The following is a 22,396-nucleotide window of genomic DNA, read 5'->3' on the forward strand; positions in this document are numbered from 1 at the left end:
AAAATTACTTTAGTTCGTTTGTTTTAATGCCGTCCATATCGCCGTAGTCCATATTTTCTCCGGCCATCCCCCAGATAAAAGTATAATTGGCAGTTCCTACCCCAGAGTGGATAGACCATTCGGGAGACAATACCGCTTGCCTGTTCTTCATAAACAGGTGACGGGTTTCGTGAGGCTGTCCCATAAAATGACTTACCGTCTGCCCTTCTTCAAGGTCAAAATAGAAATAGGCTTCCATTCTTCTGGTGTGTGTGTGTGCAGGCATCGTGTTCCAGACACTTCCGGGATGAAGCTCCGTCATACCCATCTGAAGCTGGCAGGTTTCTACCACAGAATTAACAATCAGTTTGTTGATAGTACGTTTATTCGCATATTTTTCCTCACCCAGTTCCACAATTTCAGCTTCGTTTTTGGTGATTTTCTTTGTAGGATATGCATGATGTGCGGGAGCTGAATTGATGTAAAAATAAGGCTGTTCTTCACCTGTCTTTTCAAAGATCACTTCCTGAGCTCCTTTTCCGATGTATAAAGCTTCTTTATTTCCAAGCTCATATACATTTCCGTCTACGTTTACTTTCCCTGCTCCACCTACATTGATGATTCCCAGCTCTCTTCTGTCCAGAAAGTTTTCTGCTTTCAGATCATCGGTGGGTTCCAGTTTCAAAGCTCTGGAAGAAGGCATTATGCCTCCTACAATAAGCCTGTCATACATAGAATAGACCAGTTTTATCTTATCCTCATTGAATAAATCATCGATTAGAAACTCCCTCCTGAGATCTTCTGTGGTATATTTTTTCACATCTTCAGGATGATGGGCGTAACGAAATTCTGATTGTGCCATACTACTATTTTTACTTTTTCTTTTTACGGTTTTCGCAAACCTATTAAACTCAATGTAATCGATTGCATAAAATTACACTAAAATTGCAGAAATACTTGTGGGGTTAAATATATAATTATTCTTTAAGTAGTTAACAAAAAATTAATTTTATTTTAAAAACAATTGATTTTCAGATCAATAAAATTTAAAACAGATTTAAAAGCAGATAAAATTAAGAGAAAAAATCCACAATAAATTTCCCAAAACAGGAAACCAACCGGACTTAAAACATAAAATCATGCCAAAATAAAAGAGAAAACAGGCAATGAAATATTGATTAAAATATGATCAAATTAATACATATATGATATACACTCGTAAATATTAATAAAAAGTACAAAATATGGAGGCACTAATAATTTCAAAAAGATGACAAAAATCAGAAATTGATGAAAATTTTTCTTCCTCGAGATGAATTTTGGGATTTTTCACCCTCAAAAAAAGACATCATTTTAAGCAAATTTTAAGTTTCATCATCATTAAACACTTAAGAAATTGATTTTTTTCGTTGTTTATTAAAGTTGCTCAAATATGAATATAACGGGCTAATAATCAATTAATTAAAAACAGTCCATCAGTACTTATTTTACAAAGATCACATCATTAAACAGATAAATTCACGAAAAAATAATATTTTTTTCTTTGCGTATTGAAAAATAATATTAGTTTAGGAGCCAGAATAATGTTTTATAAAAAATTACGCAATCGATTGCACTAACGCGTAAGAAAATGATTAAAATACGTAATGACCATTAAAATCCGCAGAATACTTCATAATCCTAATCAAAAACGATTGAAAAAACTTTCAACCAAGAATTAAAACTATAAGGATACATAATGGATAAAAGAGTACAATCAATAAAGTGGTTATATTTAACTGTTTTTCTGCTTCCCGTCCTTTCCATGGCTCAGGAAAAAGAAACGAAAAAAGATAAAGAAACCAAACTGGATGATGTGGTTTTGGTAGGCTATACAAAGGTTTCCAAAAAAGACGTTACCAACGCTGTTTCTTCCGTGAAAGGCGAAGCTCTTAAAGATATGCCTTCTACCAATGCTGCCGAAGCGATCCAGGGAAGACTGGCCGGTGTACAGGTTTCTCTGAGTGAAGGGTCTCCCGGAGCAGATGTGGATATCGTAATCCGCGGTGGAAACTCCATTACCCAAAGTAATGCCCCACTCTATATTGTAGATGGTGTGCAGATGGATAATGCCCTGACCATTTTATCTCCCAAAGAAATAGAATCAATAGAAGTATTAAAAGATGCCTCTTCCACTTCTATTTTTGGATCAAGAGGAGCCAACGGTGTAGTGCTGATCACTACAAAAGGTGGCCGCAAAAAAGGAAAAACAACAATCAACTATAATGGTTTTGTAGGGGTAAGAAGCATTCAGAATAAGATCAGTGTACTGGATCCTTATGAGTATGTTCTTTATCAATATGAACAATATTATAAGAATGGAGATGCAAAAGATATTGAAACTTTTAACACACGCTACGGAACTTTTGATCAGCTGGACAAATACAAGTCTGTAAAAAATGTAAACTGGCAGGATAAACTTTTCGGGAGAGAAGCGTTCAATTTTACCCATAACGTGGCATTGTCCGGAGGATCTGAGAATTCTGCATTTTCATTGACTCTTAATAATGTGGAGGAAGACGGAGTGATGATTGGATCCGGATTCAAACGTAATATGGCCAACTTCAGATATGATTATGATATTTCAAAAAAACTGAGTATTGGCCTGAACGCACGCTACAGCCGTCAGATGATCTACGGAGCAGGAACTTCTGCCTCAGGTTCGCAAACCACCAACCGATTGAGAAATGCCATCAGATATCAGCCTTTTGAAGGAGGTTCTACAGTAGATGTTGATGATTTTGATCCTTTATTCGCAGACCAGACGAATCTTGTCAATCCCGTTTTACTGGCTAACGATGAAGTGAAAGAAAGCGGAAGAAATGACTTATTATTAAATGGAACGATTGAATATAAAATCAGTAAAGATTTTACCTTCCGAAGTGTCATCGGTTATGTACAGAGAGATCAGATTGTGAATCAGTTTTCCGGTCCGGTTACCAGCCTTGCCAGACAGAATAACGATCAGCCTGTGGTATTTATGAGCAATTCTCAAACCAGAAGAATTACCAATACCAACACCCTTAACTATAGAAGAACATTTGGTAATCATAAATTTGATCTTTTAGCAGGTCAGGAAACCGTGAGAACAGATGGTGAATCTACTTCCATCAATATCAAGTGGTTCCCGAAATCTTCTTCAGCACAGGAAGCTTTTGCCAATTCACAGCTGGCATCACCGCCTTCAGGAATGGTTCAGGATGCTCCCAAGACCGCAAGAGAAGTAGACCGTTTGGCCTCTTTCTTTGGAAGGGTCAATTATATCTACAACAACAAATATATTGCAACAGTTTCTATGAGAGCTGATGGTTCCAGTGTTTTCAAACCTGGCCCCAATCAGTGGGGATACTTCCCTGCAGCCTCTTTAGCCTGGAAAATCAAGGAAGAAAATTTCTTAAAACAAAGCAACTTTGTGAATGAGCTGAAACTTCGTTTAGGATATGGAAAATCCGGAAATAACAGAATCGGAGCTTTTTTATATGACACCTTCTTTACGTCTTCTTCAGATTACGGCTATGCTTTCGGAACCAGTGTTACGCCAGGTGCAACCACCGGAAATATTATGGCAAACCCCAATGTAAAATGGGAAACAGCTACTTCATACAATGCCGGAATTGATTTCGGATTGTTCAAAGGAAGACTGTATGGTACTCTGGATGTTTATAAAACAGATACCAAAGACCTTTTATTATTAGCTAAAATACCACAGACTTCCGGATACGAGTATCAATACCAAAACTCAGGAAGCAGCGAAAATAAAGGGATAGAATTATCAATGGGAAGTACCATCATCAATAAAGAAAACTTTTCATGGAAAATTGATGCCAATATCTCCTCCAACAGAAACACCATTAAAAGTTTAGGAAATAATGCATCTGCAAGTTCCAATTCTTACTACTACCCTTCCGGATGGCAGAATAACCTGTTTGATTTCCTTGTACAGGTAGGAAAACCGGTAGGAACTTATTGGGGATATGTGACAGCAGGAAGGTATGAAGTGAGTGATTTTAATTATGATGCAGCCACTCAGATCTATACTTTAAAAAACGGAATAGCAAGCTCTGCCGCTGTAGCCAATGGTGCAAAAGCTGTACAGCCGGGAGATCTTAAACTTCAGGATCTAAACGGTGACGGAGTGATTGATAATAAAGATATGACCGATCTTGGAAGTGCACAGCCTAAATTCTATGGTGGTTTTACCCAAACATTCCGCTATAAAAACTGGGACATGAGCTTACTTTTCAATTTCTCCATAGGAAATAAAGTATACAATGCCAACAAAATAGAATACACGACTCAGTATCTGTATAAGGATAATAACATGCTCGCTGAAGTGGCAGATCGCTGGAGATGGTTTGACAATGCCGGAAATAAGGTGACAGATCCTACTGCTCTTGCGGCTCTTAACGCCAATACAACCATGTGGACTCCACCTGCAGGAGCTTACTTCCTTCATTCCTACGCTATTGAAGACGGTTCTTTCTTAAGACTGAATAACCTTACCATTGGATATAGCATCCCAAAAGGTTCTCTGGAAGCCATTGGAGTGAAGAATCTGAGACTTTACGCTACCGTGAATAATTTATTTACAATTACCGGCTACTCAGGATTTGATCCGGAAGCCAATACAAGAAGAAATCCATTAACTCCGGGAGTAGATTATTCTGCCTATCCAAGAAGCCGATTTATTTTATCAGGAGTAGATATTACTTTCTAAAACGAACGCTATGAACAAAAATAAATTTTCAAGTTTTTTCTTATCTCTTGCCTGCGTGGTTACTCTTAATTCCTGCAGCGATTATTTAGAGGTAGAAAACCTTTCCAATACCGCTGAGAAACAACAGTTCGACTCAGCACCGGACACTTTTGCCGCCCTTGTCGGGGTTTACAACAGTGCCATGGGTGATAATACATATGGACAGAGAATGAATCTCATCCTTTCTCAATCCGGAGACGATCTCAGAACCTCCGGAGATTATAATGCCAACGACAGAAGAGGAATAAGCTGTTTCGGAGCAGTGCCTACCAATACGGAATTACTCAGACCTTTCCTGGATACTTACACAGGCATCGAAAGAGCGAATCTTGTAATCAAAAACATTCCTCTTTCTCCAGTGTATCAAACCGGATCTGCAGCTGATAAAAAGCTGATGGACCGCTACCTGGGAGAAGCATTAACCCTGAGAGCGTTGTTTTACTATGATCTTATTAAAAACTGGGGTGATGTCCCTTTTCAGGAGGTCCCTTCTGCAGATCTTCCATCCGTTTATATTCCGAAAACAGACCGCGATGTCATCTATGAAAAACTTCTTGATGATCTGGCAAAAGCATCAGCGCTGGTACCATGGAAGTCTGAAGGAGGTACTACTGCACAAAGACTTTCCAAAGCAGCAGTAAAAGGATTAAGAGCCAGAATAGCCTTGGCAAGAGCCGGATATTCTTTGAGAAGAAGCCCACAATTGATGGTACAGGGCACAAATCCTCAGAAATATTATCAGATTGCTTATGATGAATGTAAAGATATCATCACTTCCGGGCAGCACAAGCTGAACCCTAGCTATGAAGGACTTTTCAGATCCTTACATACCAACACTCCGGATACAACGAATGAAATTATTTTTGCAGTCGGAGCTTTTGGCGGAAACTCTAGAACAGATTCAAAAATAGGATATTATAATGGATTAAGACATGATGATTCTGACTGGAAATCTGCTGGTGGTATCAGTGCTATTCCTACCTATTTCTATGAATTCAGCAAATATGATTTGAGAAGAGATGTTAATATTGCCATTTTCAGGGTAAGCACTTCCAAACAGGAGGATCTTCAGACTTCCATCAACTGGAATGACGGAAAATTCAGAAAGTCATGGACGAGCATTACCGGAACTTCTCAGAACTTAGGAATCGACTGGCCATTGCTACGATATGCTGATATTTTATTAATGTTTGCTGAAGCAGACAATGAACTTCACAGCGCACCTTCCCAGGAAGCCATTGATGCTGTAATGGCTGTAAGGCAAAGGGCTTATAGCGGTAACGTGGGCCAGATAGGAATCATCCCTACTTCCAAAACTGAATTCTTTAAATATATTGTTCAGGAAAGGCTATTGGAATTCGGAGGCGAAGGGTTGAGGAAATATGATCTGATCCGTTGGAACCTTCTGGAAACAAAGATCAATGAAACCCGACAGAAACTTACAGATTTCATGAACGGTACCGGAGCTTACGCGAATGTTCCCGAGTATATTTTTTATAAAAAACCAGCTTCCACTGTTGCCAATTATGTTCCGACAAAAACGGCTCAGCAAAATGTACTGGACATGGACATTTATGTGAACGGAATCAACAAAGCTGATGTTTTCTACAATCCGAATCAGAGCGTTGCAACACCTTCAGGGTATACAAAAGTAAACTGGAGACTGGCTATGACACAGCCTTACATTAGTGGAGATCCGGTGAAAAGTTATGCGTATTATTTCCAGCCCAACAAAAGGGAACTTCTTCCTATTGCGCTGGATGTGATCAATTCAAATTATAACCTTACCCAGGATTACGGATACTAGATAGTTTAACATTCATATCAAAATACAGACTGTCTTCCACCAGGATCAGTCTGTATTTTATCTCAAAACTGCTTTATGAAATTTTCCATCTTTTTTAAAAACACGGCTCTGTTTTCTATTGCTCTGGTAGCTTTATTCAGCATTCTTTCTTTCAAAACCAAGGATAAAACCATCGTGGTTTCGAAAGACGGAAAAGGTGATTTCACAACCGTTCAGCAGGCAATTGATGCTATTGAAAACCATTCTTTAGCGAAAACAAAAGTGTTTATCAAAAACGGAATTTATAAAGAAAAGATCACCATCCCGGAAACAAAAGGAGCGATATTGCTGGAAGGTGAAAATCCCGAAAAGACAATCATTACTTACGATGATTATGCCTCAAAAAAGAATGCTGCAGGAAAAGAGATCGGAACGACAGGTTCCTCCACAATATTTATTTATTCAAATGATTTTACAGCGAAAAATATTTCATTTGAAAACAGTTCCGGAAGAGTCGGACAAGCTGTTGCCGTATTAACTTCCGGTGACAGAATTGCGTTTGAAAATTGCAGATTTCTAGGAAATCAGGATACTTTATATTTAAAAGGAGCTCAGGATCTTGAGGATAAAACAAAACCGTCAAGAAATTATTTTAAAAACTGCTATATCGAAGGAACAACAGATTATATTTTTGGAGCGGGAACAGCTGTTTTTGAGAACTGTATTATTTACTCCAAAGAAACAGCAAGCTATGTGACAGCCGCTTCTACTCCACAGGGAAATGAATTTGGGTTCATTTTTATCAATTCAAAAATTATTGGAAATGCGAAAGACCATTCCGTTTATCTGGGAAGACCATGGAGACCTTTTGCCAAAACCGTTTATATCGACTGTGAGCTTAACTCAACGATAAAGCCTGAAGGATGGCACAACTGGAACAAAACAGAAGCAGAGAAGACTACATTTTATGCAGAAAGTAATTCGAAAGGAGCCGGAGCCAATATGCTCCAAAGAGTTCCCTGGTCGCATCAATTAAGTAAAGAAGAAAGGAAAAAATATACTCCGGAGAACATTCTTAAAGGAAAAGATCACTGGAATATAAAAAAGAGCTTACAATAATTCGGACTCATTCACACGAAAACCTTCAATCATGACAAAAAACTTCATCAAACTATTCACCACAGGGCTTTTATGCAGTATTTCTACGCAGGTTAATGCGCAGGAAGTGTTGAGCTTTCCCGGAGCTGAAGGTTTTGGAAGATTCACCACAGGCGGACGTGGCGGAAAGGTCTATTTTGTAACCCACCTGAAAGACGATAACTCTGAAGGAAGTTTAAGATTCGCTTTGAACCAAAAAGGTCCGAGGCATATTGTATTTAAAACCAGTGGAACCATTTACCTGCAGTCTCCTTTAAAAATAAAAGAAGGCGATGTCACTATTGCCGGACAAACCGCTCCCGGAGACGGAATTACGATTGCAAATTATGAAACATTTGTAGCTTCAGATAATGTTATCATCCGTTTCTTAAGATTCAGAATGGGAGATCAGAAAAAGTTTGAGGGCGATGCTTTGGGAGCAAGATTTATCAAAAATCTGATGATAGATCATTGTTCTATGAGCTGGTCTACAGACGAAACAGTTTCGATTTACGCCAATGAAAAAACCACTCTTCAATGGTGTCTCATTGCAGAAAGCCTTAGAAATTCTGTCCATCAGAAAGGAGCACATGGCTATGGTGGAATTGCCGGAGGTAAATCCGCATCCTTCCATCATAATATTTATGCCCATCACGACAGCAGAAATCCAAGACTGGGTGAATACGCAGGAAGTCAATTTGCGCTGACAGATCTTACCGATTTCAGAAATAATCTGATCTACAACTGGGGACACAACAGTATTTATGGAGGAGAAGGAATGAACGTGAATATCGTTAATAACTATTACAAACCCGGCCCTGCAACCTTAACCAGACAAAGAATTGTCACCATCGATAAAAATGAAAACCCAAAAACAGAAGTTTATAATATTTGGGGGAAATACTATATCAGCGGAAATGTGATGGAAGGAAGTCCGGAAATTACCAAAGATAACTGGACAGACGGTGTTTTCAGCCAGATGAAACCAAGCTACAATTTAACAGAAAAGGATAAAAATTCTATTAAAATCAATCAGCCTCATGATATTGGAAATAACATCCAAACCCATTCTGCGGAGGAAGCTTATAGGAAAGTGCTCAAATCCAGTGGAGCAAGTTTAGTAAGAGATGCCATTGATCTTCATGTGATCAAAGATATTGAAACCGGAAGCTTTACTTACACAGGCTCAAAAGGAAGTAAAAACGGTATCATTGATTCCCAAAATGACACAGGAGGATTTCCCCTTTTAAAACAGGCAAAACCTCTCCCCGATTCGGACAACGACGGAATGACGGATGAATGGGAAGTCAAACATCGTTTGAATCCAAAATCACCCAATGCCAACGGCCGGGATCTGGATAAAAACTATGACAATATAGAAGTCTACATGAATGATATTGTCCGCAAAATAACTGATGAACAGAACCAATAACCATGAAAACTCATCATCAGAAACCGGTAACCCAACAGAAAAAAGTATGAAACTCAGTTTATTTAAAATAGGCCTAGCAGCCGCTTTTATCAGCACCCATCTTTCAGCACAGACTTCTGTGATTGAAACTATTAAGAAAAACCCGAAAGCACCATTTTCTTACGCTGAACTTTCTGTAAAAGAAGGTGGAAAATGGGAAGGCAATCAATACATTGGGGGAGCTTTCAAAAACGTTCAGGAACTCACCCTTCCGGAAGCCCATACCGATCATTCGTCTTATATCAGGTATGAAGGAATCGGTCTTGAAAACAACCAGGTTGGCTACAGACTTTATCTGGATTGGCGAAATGCCACCGATATTTTCGGTAAAAAAATATCAGGGCTTGTACTGCCGGAAGTAGGCCAAGACGGCTTTGAATCTTATCATCACGATGCTCCGTGGGGACAGGATATTCTGAAATCCGGACGTACCATAGGAATTGGTTCTTACGGAAGATATGATGACCAGAATGATTATGTTGAAACATTTAAAATTGTAAAAAGCACGAATGCAAAAGTAGTCAACGAAAAAGATCAGTCTTATGCCCTTATTACTTACAAAGGCTGGAAAACCTGGGGCAATGCTGTAGATTTGCAGTCAAAACTGACGATTTTTCCCAAAGACCGTTTCGTAAAAGTAGATCTCAATCTGAGCAACAGTCTTTCAGGTCTTTGTACCGGAATTGTTGCTTTCAAAGATATTCCCATGAAACAGGGAATCAGCAAAAATAAAAAATGGGCTTATATTGCTACTTACGGACAGCAGACTCTGGCCAAAAAAGAAGACAATCTGGGAATGGCAGTTTTTTATCCGCTTGAAAGCTTTGATAAATATGTGAAAACAAAATCTACCCACACTATCGTCTTCAAAAAGACTAAAAATGTATCCTATTACTTTCTGGGAGCCTGGTCTCAGGAATCCAACGGCTTAACAACCGAAGAATCTTTTTACCAGGATCTGGATCAAAAACTGGATATTCTCGATCAAACTCAACAACTTTAAAGTTTAACATCATGAACTTTATCAACAACACTATTAAAATCTACGCTATGGCAACTGCCTGTTCCGGATTATTTTTTTCCTGTGCACAAAAGCCATTGCAAAACACTTCATCAGAAATACAAACGGAAGCCAACGGAAAAATTTCAGCTAAGCTTCCATGGTCTCAAAGAATGCTTCTTTCTGAAATAAAAAGATTTCCGCAAGCCTGGATGCTGGATTATAACAAAGCACCTAAATGGAGCTACCCAACAGCAATTGTTCTGGAAGGCGCAGAAAGATTATACGAAAAAACCGGGAACAAAGAATATTATCAGTATATCACAACTTTCGGGGACACGATGGTAAAAGAAGACGGAAGCATCGTTTCATACGATCTTTCCAAATACAATATCGATATGCTGAATTGCGGGAATGTCCTTCTTTACCTTTACCAGCAGGAGAAAAAAGATAAATATTTAAAAGCTTTACAAACCCTGCGTTCTCAGATTGACGGTCAGCCAAGAACTTCAGAAGGCGGATTCTGGCATAAGAAAATTTATCCTAATCAGATGTGGCTGGATGGATTATACATGGGCGAACCCTTCTATGCACACTACACTCACTATTTTTCAAAAGGAGAAGAAGCTGAAAAAGCCTACAATGATATCATCAACCAGTTTGGCCTGATTCAAAAGCATCTTTTAGACAAAAAAACAGGACTGCTCTACCACGCGTGGGACGAAAGTCGTCAGCAGCAATGGGCGAACAAAGAAACGGGACTTTCACCCAATTTCTGGTCGAGAGCAATGGGCTGGTACGGAATGGCGATGGTAGATGTTTTGGACTATTTACCTCAGAATCATCCCGGAAGAGCGAAATTACTCTCTTATTTACAATCGTATTGTGATGCCGTCATCAAAGTACAGGATTCCAAAACAGGACTTTGGTATCAGGTACTGGACAAAGGCGGAGAGAAAGGAAATTATCTGGAAGCAACAGGTTCATCAATGTTTGTATACACCATGATAAAATCTGTAAATAAAGGCTATTTACCCCAATCCTATAAGGCTTACGCAAAAAAGGGATATGAAGGTATTATCAAAAACCTAATCACAGTAGATGAAAATGGTGTAGTAAGCTTAAATAAATGCTGTGCAGTAGCCGGACTAGGCGGAACACCTTACAGAAGCGGGTCTTATGAATATTATGTGAATGAAGAAGTACGCTCCAATGATCCGAAAGGAACAGGTCCTTTTATCCTTGCAAGTTTAGAATTTGAAAAGTAAAAAAGATTGAGAAATTCTCATCCTTGTCAAGTAAAGTATAATTGATTCTATGAAGACAAAAAATATTGTAAATATCATTGCCATTACAGTGTGTTCAGTAGCTTCTGCCTATCTTCAGGCACAGGAAAAAAATTATGTTTCCGAGGTCTGGACTGCTGATCAGGGAAAAAACTACAGAAACCCGATTTTATATGCAGATTATTCCGATCCGGACGTTATCCGTGTGGGCAGCGATTATTATATGACGGCTTCCAGCTTCAATGAAACACCGGGGCTTCCCATCCTTCATTCTAAAGATATGATCAATTGGAAACTGGTCAATTATGCCATTCAGGACCTCCTTCCTCAGGAACATTTCTCTACTCCGAAAAGAGGTGATGGAGTCTGGGCTCCAAGTATAAGATTTCATAAAGGAGAATTCTACATCTATTGGGGAGATCCTGATTTTGGAATTTACATGGTGAAAACCAAAGATCCGTTGGGAATCTGGGAAAAACCGGTCTTGGTAATGGAAGGAAAAGGATTAATAGATTCCTGTCCGTTCTGGGATGAAGACGGGAATGCCTATCTTGTTCATGGCTGGGCGGGAAGCCGTGCCGGAGTAAAAAGTATTCTGACCCTTAACAAAATGAATCCCGAAGGAACAAAAGTTCTGGATAAAGGTGTTCATGTTTTTGACGGTCATGATGCCCATCCTACGGTTGAAGGCCCTAAACTATATAAAAGAAACGGCTACTATTATATTTTTGCTCCTGCAGGTGGTGTAGCTACAGGATGGCAACTGGTATTGAGATCAAAAAATATGTATGGTCCTTATGAAGAAAAAATAGTATTGGAGCAAGGCTCAACAACCATCAACGGGCCTCATCAGGGAGCCTGGGTAGATACTCCGTCCGGTGAAGACTGGTTTTATCATTTTCAGGATGTGGATGCCGGAGGAAGAATCGTTCACCTACAGCCGATGAAATGGGAAAAAGACTGGCCTGTAATGGGAGTAGATTATAATAAAAACGGAATAGGCGAACCTGTTTCAACCTATAAAAAACCTGATGTTGGACAGTACTACCCTGCTTCAACGCCTCCTGAAACCGATGAATTTGACGGAGAGAAATTAGGACTGCAATGGCAATGGAGTGCCAATGAAAATATTGTATGGTCATCCAAACTTCCCGGACAAAAATTTTTAAGACTCTTCTCCATCAAAGTTCCGGAAGGAGAAAAAAATCTCTGGAATGTCCCTAATCTCTTAACCCAAAAATTTCCGGCTCCGACTTTTGCAGCCTCCACAAAGGTGAAACTGACTCCGGAAGATGCCAAAGAAGGAAAAACTGCCGGATTATTAATCATGGGATTAGATCATGCATCATTGGTGATCACCAACAAACCTGACGGTTATTATCTCCAACTCAGGAAAGCGGAAAAAGCAGACAAAGGCGGAGAAGAAAAAATACTGTTTGAAACCCCATTAAAAAGTAACGAAGTGTATTTAAAAGTCAATGTAAATGAGCCTAATGGCTTATGCCAGTTCAGCTATAGTGAAAATGGCAAGAATTTCATCAAAGTTGGTGAGGTTTTTCAAGCAAAACACGGAAAATGGATAGGAGCAAAAGTAGGTTTATACAGCATCAGTACAACAAAAGCGCCTCGTGGAGGGTATGCAGATTTTGATTGGTTCAGAATTACAAAGAAATAAAATGGAAAACGCACGCAGATGATGCAGATAACGCAGATTTTAATAATAAATTGATACGCAATCATCTGCAAAATCAGCTCAATCTGCGAGAGAGTAAAAAGAAAATTATGTTGGAAAACGCAAAGACGCAATGAAATATCAGAATATAAATAATTATAAGGACGCAAAGATTTTATCTCCGATAAAATTGAATACCGCTTACTTAGCTGAAAATCTCATATTGAGCGAAGTCGAAATGTTCTTGCGCCTTAAAATATTATACGAAATATTAAAATCCTTTGCGTCTTTGCGATAATCCAACAAAACAATATATAAACGCAAGCAAATTAAACAGATAAAATAGATTTTTAAGATAACAAACATGATCATCTGCAAAATCTGCGAGAGATTAAAAATAAAATCATGTTGGAAATCCAACAAAAAAAGCAATGAAAAAAAGCAAATACAAAACCGTTCCATTTTTATTCAGTGTAATGTTGTTATCAGCATGCCAGTCTCAGGATAGTGCAAAAAAAATGATATCAAAACAGAATAAAAAAGTAACGCATATCTACCTTATCGGAGACTCTACGATGGCCGATTACATCGGAGACTATGATCCAGGAAAAGATTATATGAAAGTACGCTATCCCATCACAGGTTGGGGGCAGGTATTTCAGCCTTTCTTTGCAAAAGACAGCATTGAAACTCTGAAACCAGCTATCAATACAGATTCCGTAGTTGTTATTGACAGGGCACATGGTGGAAGAAGTACAAGAACTTTTTTTCAGGAAGGAAGATGGCGGTATGTGTATGAACATCTTCAGCCTAATGATTATGTGATCATGCAGTTTGGCCACAATGACGGTTCAGAAAAGCATCCTGAGCGTTATGTAAATATTCAGGGATATAAAGAATTTTTAAGATTATTTGTTTCCCAAACCCAACAAAAAGGCGGAAATCCTGTTATTGTAACTCCTGTAGCAAGAAATTATCCCTGGAAAGACGGGAAACTTGAAAATGTACACGGCGAATACTGGCAGGCTCCCATTGATATCGCTAAAGAAATGAACGTTCCTTATATTGATTTAAATAAACTATCCATGGAGTATTTTACCAAAAAAGGACAGGATTTTACCACCAGTCATTATTTTATGAATCTTCCGGAAAATACTTACGAGGCTTATCCGAAAGGACAGAAAGACAACACTCATTTTCAGCCTGAGGGAGCAAAGATAGTCGCCTCACTGGTCTATCAGGAATTTAAAAATATAATTAAAACTCAAAAAAAATAACATGAAGAAGTCACTTACCATAATCAGCTTAGCAGTAGCAATGATGTTTTCCGGGCATGTCTACGCCCAGAATCTGGATATTTATAAAAACATTGAGTTTGCAATGCCTCAGGTTGTGGAAACCTCTTTTACGGCCAATACCGTTTCCATCACGCAATTTGGCGGAGTTTCGGGAGGAAATGTAAAAAATACACAGGCATTCAAAAAAGCAATTGATGACCTTAGCAAAAAGGGAGGTGGGAAACTGGTTGTGCCTAGAGGAATGTGGCTTACTGGACCTATTGAACTGAAAAGTAATATCAACCTTCATGTAGAAGAAGGCGCTTTCATTATTTTCAGCAAAGATAAAAATGATTATCCCCTGGTAGATGTAAGTTTTGAAGGATTAAATACTACGCGTTGCCAATCGCCTATTTCAGCAAAAAACGCAACGAATATTGCCATTACAGGAAAAGGAGTCATAGATGGAAGCGGAGATGCCTGGAGAGCCATCAAGAAAAGTAAAGTAGCAGAATCGGAATGGAAAGAAATCATCAAATCCGGTGGAATATTATCTTCCGACGGCAAAACATGGTACCCTTCAGAAAGCTATAAAAAAGGATTTGAAAGCAGCTCAAGCTTCAATGTTCCTGATAAAATATCCAAAGACGAACTGAATACGGTAAAAGACTTTCTGCGTCCGGTGATGGTAAGTCTGGTGGGTTGTGACAAAGTATTGTTAGATGGTCCCACCTTCCAGAATTCCCCGGCGTGGAATCTTCATCCCCTGATGTGTTCCAATCTGATTTTAAGAAACCTTACCGTAAGAAACCCATGGTTCTCTCAAAATGGGGACGGGGTAGATCTTGAATCCTGCAAAAATGTACTGATCTACGACAATACTTTTGACGTGGGCGACGATGCGATCTGTATTAAATCAGGGAAAAATGAAGACGGCAGAAAAAGAGGAATGCCTACTGAAAATGTCATCATCAAAAACAATATCGTCTATCACGGTCATGGAGGATTTGTTGTAGGGAGTGAAATGTCCGGAGGAGCCAGAAATATTCATGTTTCCGACTGTACTTTTATCGGAACAGATATCGGACTTCGTTTCAAAACGACCCGTGGAAGAGGTGGAATTGTTGAGAATATTTACATCAAAAATATCGATATGATTAATATTCCTACACAGACCATCGGTTTTAATATGTTTTACGAAGGTTCTTCCCCGGTTTTGGAAGACGGACAGAAACAGGAAGGAAACAAATCGCCTGAAAAAGTATATCCGGTAACAGAGGAAACTCCTATTTTCAGAAATATATTCTTTAAAAACATCAATGCAGTCAACTCTTACGAAGCTATCACCTTATTTGGTCTTTCCGAAATGAACCTTAAAAATATTGTGATTGAAGACTCAAAATTCGATACCAAAAAGGCATTGACTATTGTAGATGCAGATGGAATCCAATTAAAGAATGTAACCATGAAATACACGGAAGGAACGGGAGCAACGGTTTATAACAGTAAAAATATCAATCTGTCTACCGTAAAATTTGAATCACCAATCAAACCTTATATCAAAGTTTTAGGAAACAAAACCGGAACTGTAGCTTTACCTAAAGATTTACGATCTGATAAAAGCACAGTTTCTATAGGAGCGGATGTAGCTAAGAACTCAATACAATAAATCTGATAGAATATAAACCATTAAGATGAGTTAAATTTTTAAGAATATTAAGTTAGACTTTGCACTACAAATTCTTCTTAAAAATATGAAGTATTTTCTTCATTTATCTTAATAGCTTAAAATTCTTAATGATTTCAATGTAAAAATCTGACAAAATGATTTTTAACAAAAGACATACTTATATTTCTATTTTCTTCGTAGGGACGATGGCATTCGGGCAGGTAAGCAGACCGAATGCTTCTCCTTACACCAATGAAGGAACTTTTGAAAAGTTAAAGAAGAAATATCCTTTCATTGTCCCTATTGATCGCCCGGTCCCTTCAAATATTAAAATAGACAGGGATATTGAATACAAAAATATCAACGGTTCATCATTAAAAGCCGATGTATATTACCCTATTGATGATTCAAAAAAACATGCAGGAATCGCAATGGTTCACGGTGGCGGATGGATTTCCGGCAGCAAAGACAATGAAAAATATATGGCTATGGAATTAGCTTCAAAAGGATTTGTTGTCATCGCTGTTGGTTACCGTCTTGCGGATGTTGCAAAATATCCTGCCGGAATTGAAGACATAGAAAACGCTATTCAATGGTTGCAGACTCATCACAAAAAATATTCTTTAGATAAAAAGAAAATAGCCGTTTTGGGCGAATCTGCCGGAGCTCAGATGGCCACTCTGGTTGGCGTACAAAAGAAAAATAATATAAAAGCGATCATCAATATTGACGGAATTGTATCCTTCATTCATCCTGAAGCAGAGGAAAGTACTTATGCCTCCTATTGGCTGGATGGAGACCGAAATACCAACCTAAAAAACTGGACAGAAGCTTCACCGCTGGAATATGTGAGTAAAAATACACCACCTACCCTTTTTATCAACAGTTCTCAACCCAGATTTCATGCCGGAAGAGATGATATGATGAAAAAATTAAAGGCGTACAACATTCCTACTGCATTTCATGAAATTAAAGATTCTCCCCATTCATTCTGGTCCGCCGAACCATGGTTCACAGAAACATTGAACTATACTGTTGATTTTTTAAATAAAGTGTTGAAATAATTTTTAACCGGATCTTATGAAAAAATTATTTGTAATTCTGTTTTTGCCAATAGTTCAGTTTCTATGGGGACAGAGCAAACCTTATATCACCGTTACAGTAGCTCAGGATGGAAGTGGAGATTTTACCACCATTCAGAAAGCAATCAATTCTGTAAGAGAACTTGGTCCGGCAGAAGCTTTAATCAAAATCAAAGCGGGAATTTATTATGAGAAAGTGATTATTCCCTCTTCAAAGCATAAAATCACGCTGGAAGGAGAAAACAGAAACAATACGGTTATTACCAACAATGATTTCTCAGGAAAAACAGATGCTTTCCATGAAAAGATGACGACTTTCAACTCCTATACTCTTCTGGTAATGGGCGATGATAGTAAGATCAGTAATCTGACCATTCAAAACAGCTCATGCAACGAAGGCCAGGCAGTTTCACTTCATGTAGAAGGTGATCGTTTTGTGATTAAGGAGTCCGATATCCTTGGCTGTCAGGACACCCTTTATTCCGCCTCCAACCATAGCAGACAGTATTTTGAAAACTGTTATATAGAAGGAACTACCGACTTTATTTTCGGACAGGCAACTGCTGTTTTTAAAAACTGTACGATTAAAAGTCTGACTGATTCTTACATCACCGCTGCCGCAACGGAAATGGACAGAAAATATGGATTTGTCTTTTTCGATTGCAAGCTTACTGCTAAAGATGAGGTTTCTAAAGTGTATCTCGGAAGACCGTGGAGACCTTACGCCAAAACGGTTTTCATCAATACGGAAATGGGAAAACATATTCTTCCCGAAGGCTGGAATCCCTGGAAAGGAGACAAAATGTTTCCTGATAAAGAAAAAACTGCTTATTACGCAGAATACGGAAGTAAAGGCGAAGGAGGAAATCCTTCAAAACGGGTAAGCTGGTCACATCAATTGACAGCAAAAGACCTTAAAAATTATACTCTAGAAAAAATCTTTGACAACTGGAATCCTAACATAAATAATAAGCAATAGATAATGAGCAATATCCAGAAGATATTTAAATGAAAAATAATGACCAATTTTTCAATCCCATTGACATTGGAATATGAAGCGTTAAAAAAATTATTTCTGTGAACGTTAAGAAAATTCTATTGTTTGAGTGCGAAATCAATAATGACCCGAAGAAGAAAAATCGAATTCGCACGAGTTTAGAATTTTTAGAGAATAGAATTAATTTTTAGCGGAAGATTCCCAGTCTTGAATTTTTGATTCTTTTGTTTCAAGACAAAAGAATTATACTAAATAAAATAAACATGAATAAAAAACTTACCCTTCTCATCATTTTCATCTCCATCCTCACCTATGCACAGCAACCTACGCTATTCCTCATTGGTGATTCTACCATGGCCAATAAAGAAAATCCAGATAAGAATCCAGAGCATGGCTGGGGACAGATGCTTCCATCACTTTTGACAACAGGAATATCCGTTCAGAATCATGCCACCAACGGAAGAAGCTCCAAAAGTTTCAGAACGGAAGGCCGATGGAATAAAGTTTTGAACCAACTTAAGAAAGGAGATTTTGTCATCATTCAATTCGGACACAATGATCAGAAAGTGAATGACTCTGCCCGTTTTACCAATCCATACACCCAATACAGAGCCAATTTAGAAAGATATGTAAACGAAGCAAGAGCTAAAGAGGCTATTCCCATCCTTATGACGTCAATTGTAAGAAGAAACTTTAACGAAAACGGTGTTTTGGTGGATACCCATAAAGAATATCCTCTGGTGGTAAGAATGGTGGCGAATGATCTTAAAGTTCCCTTTGTTGACCTACAGCTCTTATCCGAACAGCTTGAAATTTCCTATGGTCCGGAAAATTCAAAAAAATTGCATCTGCATTATAAAAAAGGAGACGACCCTTTTTATCCGGACGGAAAAGATGATGATACTCATTTGTCAAAGCTGGGAGCAGAATCTATTGCAAAACTGGCAGCTACTTCTTTAAAAGCTTTGAAGACCGGTTTGGAAAAGTATATAAAATAAAACAGATTGCAGATCGTACAAAATTGTAATTAAAAAAAATAAAATGGATTTCAAAAAAGAGCCTTTCTTCAATGGAAACTCTGCATGGGAAGATGTAGGAAATGGGATTTCCAGACAGTTTGTGGGATACAATTCCCAGATAATGATGGTTATTGTAAAGTTTGAAAAAGATGCTATAGGAACTTTGCATCAGCATTTTCATTCTCAGATCACGTATGTTGCTTCAGGAAAATTTGAAGTTACCGTAGATGGTGAAACAAAAATTTTACAGGAAGGAGATGGATTTTTTGCACAGCCTAATATTTTCCATGGGGTAAAATGTATTGAAGAAGGAAAGTTAATTGATGTTTTCACGCCTTTCCGGGAGGATTTTCTTATTTAATTAAAACAATGTTGGAAAACGCCCAGGCGCTAAGTTTTTTTAAACACCATCCGTCTAAGACGCAGATATTTTATCTCCGATAAAATTGTAAACTACATCCTTTGCTGAAAATCTCATATTGGGCGAAGTCAAATGTTCTTGGGGCTTAATGAGTATAATCATACAAAACCTTGCGACTTTGCGATAATCCAGCAAAAAACCAAGCATTAAAAATATAAAATACTGCCATTTTTAGTGAGCAATCTAAAACAATAAATAAATTTTTTAAAAAAACACAAAATGCAACCGATTGATCAAATAAAATATTTAACATTATAATTATATAAATATTAATATATTAAAATATAAAATAATTTAATAGTAATACTATAATTTTACACCAAGAACAAATCACAAAATATAAACTATGAAAACAACGTTCAAAGCGGCCTTATTAACAGCCGCTCTAAGCTCTGCTTTTGCCTTAACCGGATGTGGTCAGGAGGAAATCAACAATGACCTTACCCAAAGCGAACTCAATATTAAAAACTCTCTTGCACAAAAGATTGTTCCTCTGGCCAATTGTGTAGCTCCGGGATGGGCATCTCAAAACGGAGGAACCACCGGTGGCGGAACAGCAGCAGAAACCACTGTTTCTACATATGCTCAGTTAAAAGCAGCTATTGAAAATACAGCGGTAAAAGTGATCAAAGTAACCGGAACCATCACCATCACAACCCGTTTATCTCTTCAGGATCAAACAGGAAAAACAATTTACGGAACTACCGGAGCCAAACTGGTTTCTACAGATCAGACTAAAGATGGTTCGGGTATTATCAATATTAAAAGATGTAACAATATCATTATCCGGAATCTGATTTTTGAAGGTCCGGGAGCTTATGACACCGATGGCTGGGATAACGCCATTCTGGACGACTGCCGAAATGTATGGATAGACCACTGTGAATTCAGAGATGGGGTTGACGGAAATTTTGACATCAAGAATAAATCCGATTATGTTACCGTTTCCTATACGAAATTCCATTATCTGAAAGCTCCAAAACCTGGAGGTTCGGGAGGAACGGATGATCACAGATTTTCAAATCTTATCGGATCCAGCGACGGAGCAACTGCTGATGCCGGAAAGCTGAATGTAACTTTTGTAAGATGCTGGTGGGCACCTGGATGCAGAGAGCGTATGCCAAGAGTACGATTTGGTAAAATTCATATCCTGAACAGTTATTTCAACAGTTCTGTAAGCAATAAATGTATTGCAGCAGGAGTTCAGGCTAATGTTCTGGTAGAAAGAAATGTTTTTGAAAATGTAAAAGAGCCTATCAACCTGATGAGTGGATTTACAGCAGTAACCCAATCCGGAAGCAGCTTTATCAATGTTACCGGAAATACAGCAGGAAGCGGAACGGCATTCACTCCGCCATACAGTATCACAAAACTTAATGTAGCAGATGTAAAAGCAGATGTAACAGCTAATGCGGGCGCTACTTTAGGAGGCAATGTTTGTGATCAGTTTTAACACAAGACTTCAGTATTAGTTGACTAGTCCTGAAAATCTGATACAGATTATAGTACAAAAATAAATAATTAAACCAGAGTAATTTTACTATTGCTTTGGTTTTTGTTTTTATAGGTTTTCATTTTAATTTGTGACTGTTTATGCATTTGGTTTGGAGTTAGATAATGATTTGAAAAATGTGGGCGTAAATTATTGTAGATTTCGATAGATTCATTTACTATCTTTTTCCTTAAATTGTTGTTTATATCATGTTTATCAATATCAAACTCATGCTTTAAAATACCATTTATTCTCTCTGCTACTGCATTTTGATAAGGATCAGAGTTTTGTGTCATACTACATTTTAATTGATGTTTCTGTAAAAGTCTTTGATACTCATTCGAGCAGTATTGTAAACCACGATCGGAATGATGGATTAAAGATTCTCTCATACCTTTATACTTCTTTAGAGCTCTTTTTAAAGCTATAATACTACTCTGTGTATTTAAATTGTCTGCAACAAAGTGTCCCATTATTTTCTTAGAATACGCATCAGTTATTAAACTTAAATAGCTTGGATTTTTTCGGTTCCCTATATAAGTAATATCTGCAACCCATACCTGGTTGGGCTTTGTTATCTGATAGTCAAGGAGCAGGTTCTTATGCTTTCTAAAACGATGATGAGAGTTGGTTGTAATGTGATAGCTTTTGCGAGGTTCAATCAATAAATGATTAGCTTTTAAGATGGCAAAGAATTTATCTCTCCCTACCTTAATGGAGCTTAAGGATCTCTGTAAAATAAAATATAATTTCCTGCCTCCTAACCGGGGCATCTTAACACGAAGATTCTCTACCAGCTTTACTACCTCTGAAGCTTTATCTTTACAAACTTTCGTACGCTTGATACTTCTATAATAGATTTGTCTATTTAACCCTAACAATCCACAAGTAAAAATCAAAGTTTCTTTTTCTTTACTGCGGAAGTAATCGATTGTTCGGGTGGTGAGTTTTTTCGAATATCAATGTGATATTCTTTCTCAGCCAGATCAATCATCATATCAAAAAATATGGACTTCTTATCTGCAATATAAGCCTGCTTTTCTAAAAAAGCCTTTTGCTTTTCAAGAAGCCTTACCTGGGCTTCTAATTCCATAATACGTTGTTCAGGTGTTTTTTCCATGGCATAAGGTCTTTGGTTTTCCCAATCAAAGTTACCATATTTTCTCAGCCAATTTAAAATAGTACCATGAGATTGAATACCATATTTCTTACGACAACTAGTAATAGTGGATGCTCCACATTCAACTTCTTTCACGATTTGAAGTTTTAAACTTAAACTGTAATCCTTCTGTGTGCGTTTAATGTACGTGGAT

17 protein-coding genes are annotated in these 22,396 nt (G+C 37.9%); 14 read left to right on the plus strand and 3 right to left on the minus strand.

What is annotated here, in order from left to right; genetic code table 11:
* Positions 1 to 4 precede the first annotated feature (4 nt).
* Positions 5 to 841 (minus strand): 5-dehydro-4-deoxy-D-glucuronate isomerase, encoded by an 837-nt coding sequence (gene kduI, locus DDF69_RS19105; protein WP_114822174.1) that lies wholly within the window; start codon positions 839 to 841, stop codon positions 5 to 7.
* An 876-nt stretch (positions 842 to 1,717) separates the two neighbouring features.
* Here kduI and DDF69_RS19110 point away from each other — a divergent pair.
* The 14 genes from DDF69_RS19110 (at position 1,718) to DDF69_RS19175 (ending at position 21,044) form a co-directional block, all read left to right on the plus strand.
* Positions 1,718 to 4,735, plus strand: coding sequence for a SusC/RagA family TonB-linked outer membrane protein (locus DDF69_RS19110; RefSeq protein ID WP_114822175.1), 3,018 nt, complete (start codon positions 1,718 to 1,720; stop codon positions 4,733 to 4,735).
* 10 nt (positions 4,736 to 4,745) lie between these two features.
* Positions 4,746 to 6,581, plus strand: a complete 1,836-nt coding sequence (locus DDF69_RS19115) for a RagB/SusD family nutrient uptake outer membrane protein (RefSeq protein WP_114822176.1) — start codon at positions 4,746 to 4,748, stop codon at positions 6,579 to 6,581.
* Between the two features lie 75 nt (positions 6,582 to 6,656).
* A complete protein-coding gene (locus tag DDF69_RS19120) occupies positions 6,657 to 7,679 on the plus strand; it encodes a pectinesterase family protein (RefSeq protein ID WP_114822177.1) in 1,023 nt (340 codons plus the stop codon).
* A gap of 31 nt (positions 7,680 to 7,710) precedes the next feature.
* Positions 7,711 to 9,129 (plus strand): pectate lyase, encoded by a 1,419-nt coding sequence (locus DDF69_RS19125; protein WP_114822178.1) that lies wholly within the window; start codon positions 7,711 to 7,713, stop codon positions 9,127 to 9,129.
* On the plus strand, positions 9,113 to 10,171 hold the full coding sequence (locus DDF69_RS19130) for a DUF4861 family protein (RefSeq protein ID WP_228412047.1): 1,059 nt from the start codon (positions 9,113 to 9,115) through the stop codon (positions 10,169 to 10,171). The genes DDF69_RS19125 and DDF69_RS19130 overlap by 17 nt, the downstream gene beginning before the upstream one ends.
* A gap of 11 nt (positions 10,172 to 10,182) precedes the next feature.
* Positions 10,183 to 11,436, plus strand: coding sequence for a glycoside hydrolase family 105 protein (locus DDF69_RS19135; protein WP_114822179.1), 1,254 nt, complete (start codon positions 10,183 to 10,185; stop codon positions 11,434 to 11,436).
* A gap of 49 nt (positions 11,437 to 11,485) precedes the next feature.
* Complete coding sequence (locus tag DDF69_RS19140; RefSeq protein WP_114822180.1) at positions 11,486 to 13,129, plus strand: glycoside hydrolase 43 family protein; 1,644 nt, start codon at positions 11,486 to 11,488, stop codon at positions 13,127 to 13,129.
* A 428-nt stretch (positions 13,130 to 13,557) separates the two neighbouring features.
* Positions 13,558 to 14,403 carry a rhamnogalacturonan acetylesterase gene (locus DDF69_RS19145; RefSeq protein ID WP_114822181.1) on the plus strand — a complete coding sequence of 282 codons (846 nt, stop codon included), beginning with the start codon at positions 13,558 to 13,560 and terminating at the stop codon, positions 14,401 to 14,403.
* 1 nt (position 14,404) lies between these two features.
* Positions 14,405 to 16,072, plus strand: a complete 1,668-nt coding sequence (locus DDF69_RS19150; protein WP_114822182.1) for a glycoside hydrolase family 28 protein — start codon at positions 14,405 to 14,407, stop codon at positions 16,070 to 16,072.
* A gap of 155 nt (positions 16,073 to 16,227) precedes the next feature.
* Positions 16,228 to 17,136 (plus strand): alpha/beta hydrolase, encoded by a 909-nt coding sequence (locus DDF69_RS19155; protein ID WP_114822183.1) that lies wholly within the window; start codon positions 16,228 to 16,230, stop codon positions 17,134 to 17,136.
* A 16-nt stretch (positions 17,137 to 17,152) separates the two neighbouring features.
* Positions 17,153 to 18,133 (plus strand): pectinesterase family protein, encoded by a 981-nt coding sequence (locus DDF69_RS19160; protein WP_114822184.1) that lies wholly within the window; start codon positions 17,153 to 17,155, stop codon positions 18,131 to 18,133.
* 281 nt (positions 18,134 to 18,414) lie between these two features.
* Complete coding sequence (locus DDF69_RS19165; protein ID WP_114822185.1) at positions 18,415 to 19,149, plus strand: rhamnogalacturonan acetylesterase; 735 nt, start codon at positions 18,415 to 18,417, stop codon at positions 19,147 to 19,149.
* Between the two features lie 43 nt (positions 19,150 to 19,192).
* Positions 19,193 to 19,531 carry a cupin domain-containing protein gene (locus tag DDF69_RS19170; protein WP_114822186.1) on the plus strand — a complete coding sequence of 113 codons (339 nt, stop codon included), beginning with the start codon at positions 19,193 to 19,195 and terminating at the stop codon, positions 19,529 to 19,531.
* Between the two features lie 406 nt (positions 19,532 to 19,937).
* A complete protein-coding gene (locus DDF69_RS19175) occupies positions 19,938 to 21,044 on the plus strand; it encodes a polysaccharide lyase family 1 protein (protein WP_114822187.1) in 1,107 nt (368 codons plus the stop codon).
* Positions 21,045 to 21,112: 68 nt separating this feature from the next.
* Here DDF69_RS19175 and DDF69_RS19180 read toward each other — a convergent pair whose 3' ends face one another.
* Positions 21,113 to 21,982 (minus strand): IS3 family transposase, encoded by an 870-nt coding sequence (locus DDF69_RS19180; RefSeq protein ID WP_228411904.1) that lies wholly within the window; start codon positions 21,980 to 21,982, stop codon positions 21,113 to 21,115.
* A partial coding sequence (locus DDF69_RS22335) for a transposase (protein ID WP_410494286.1) occupies positions 21,979 to 22,396 on the minus strand: 418 nt, incomplete at its 5' end. The genes DDF69_RS19180 and DDF69_RS22335, both read right to left, overlap by 4 nt.

The organism is Chryseobacterium sp. KLBC 52, assembly GCF_003347605.1.
Classification (GTDB): Bacteria; Bacteroidota; Bacteroidia; order Flavobacteriales; family Weeksellaceae; genus Chryseobacterium.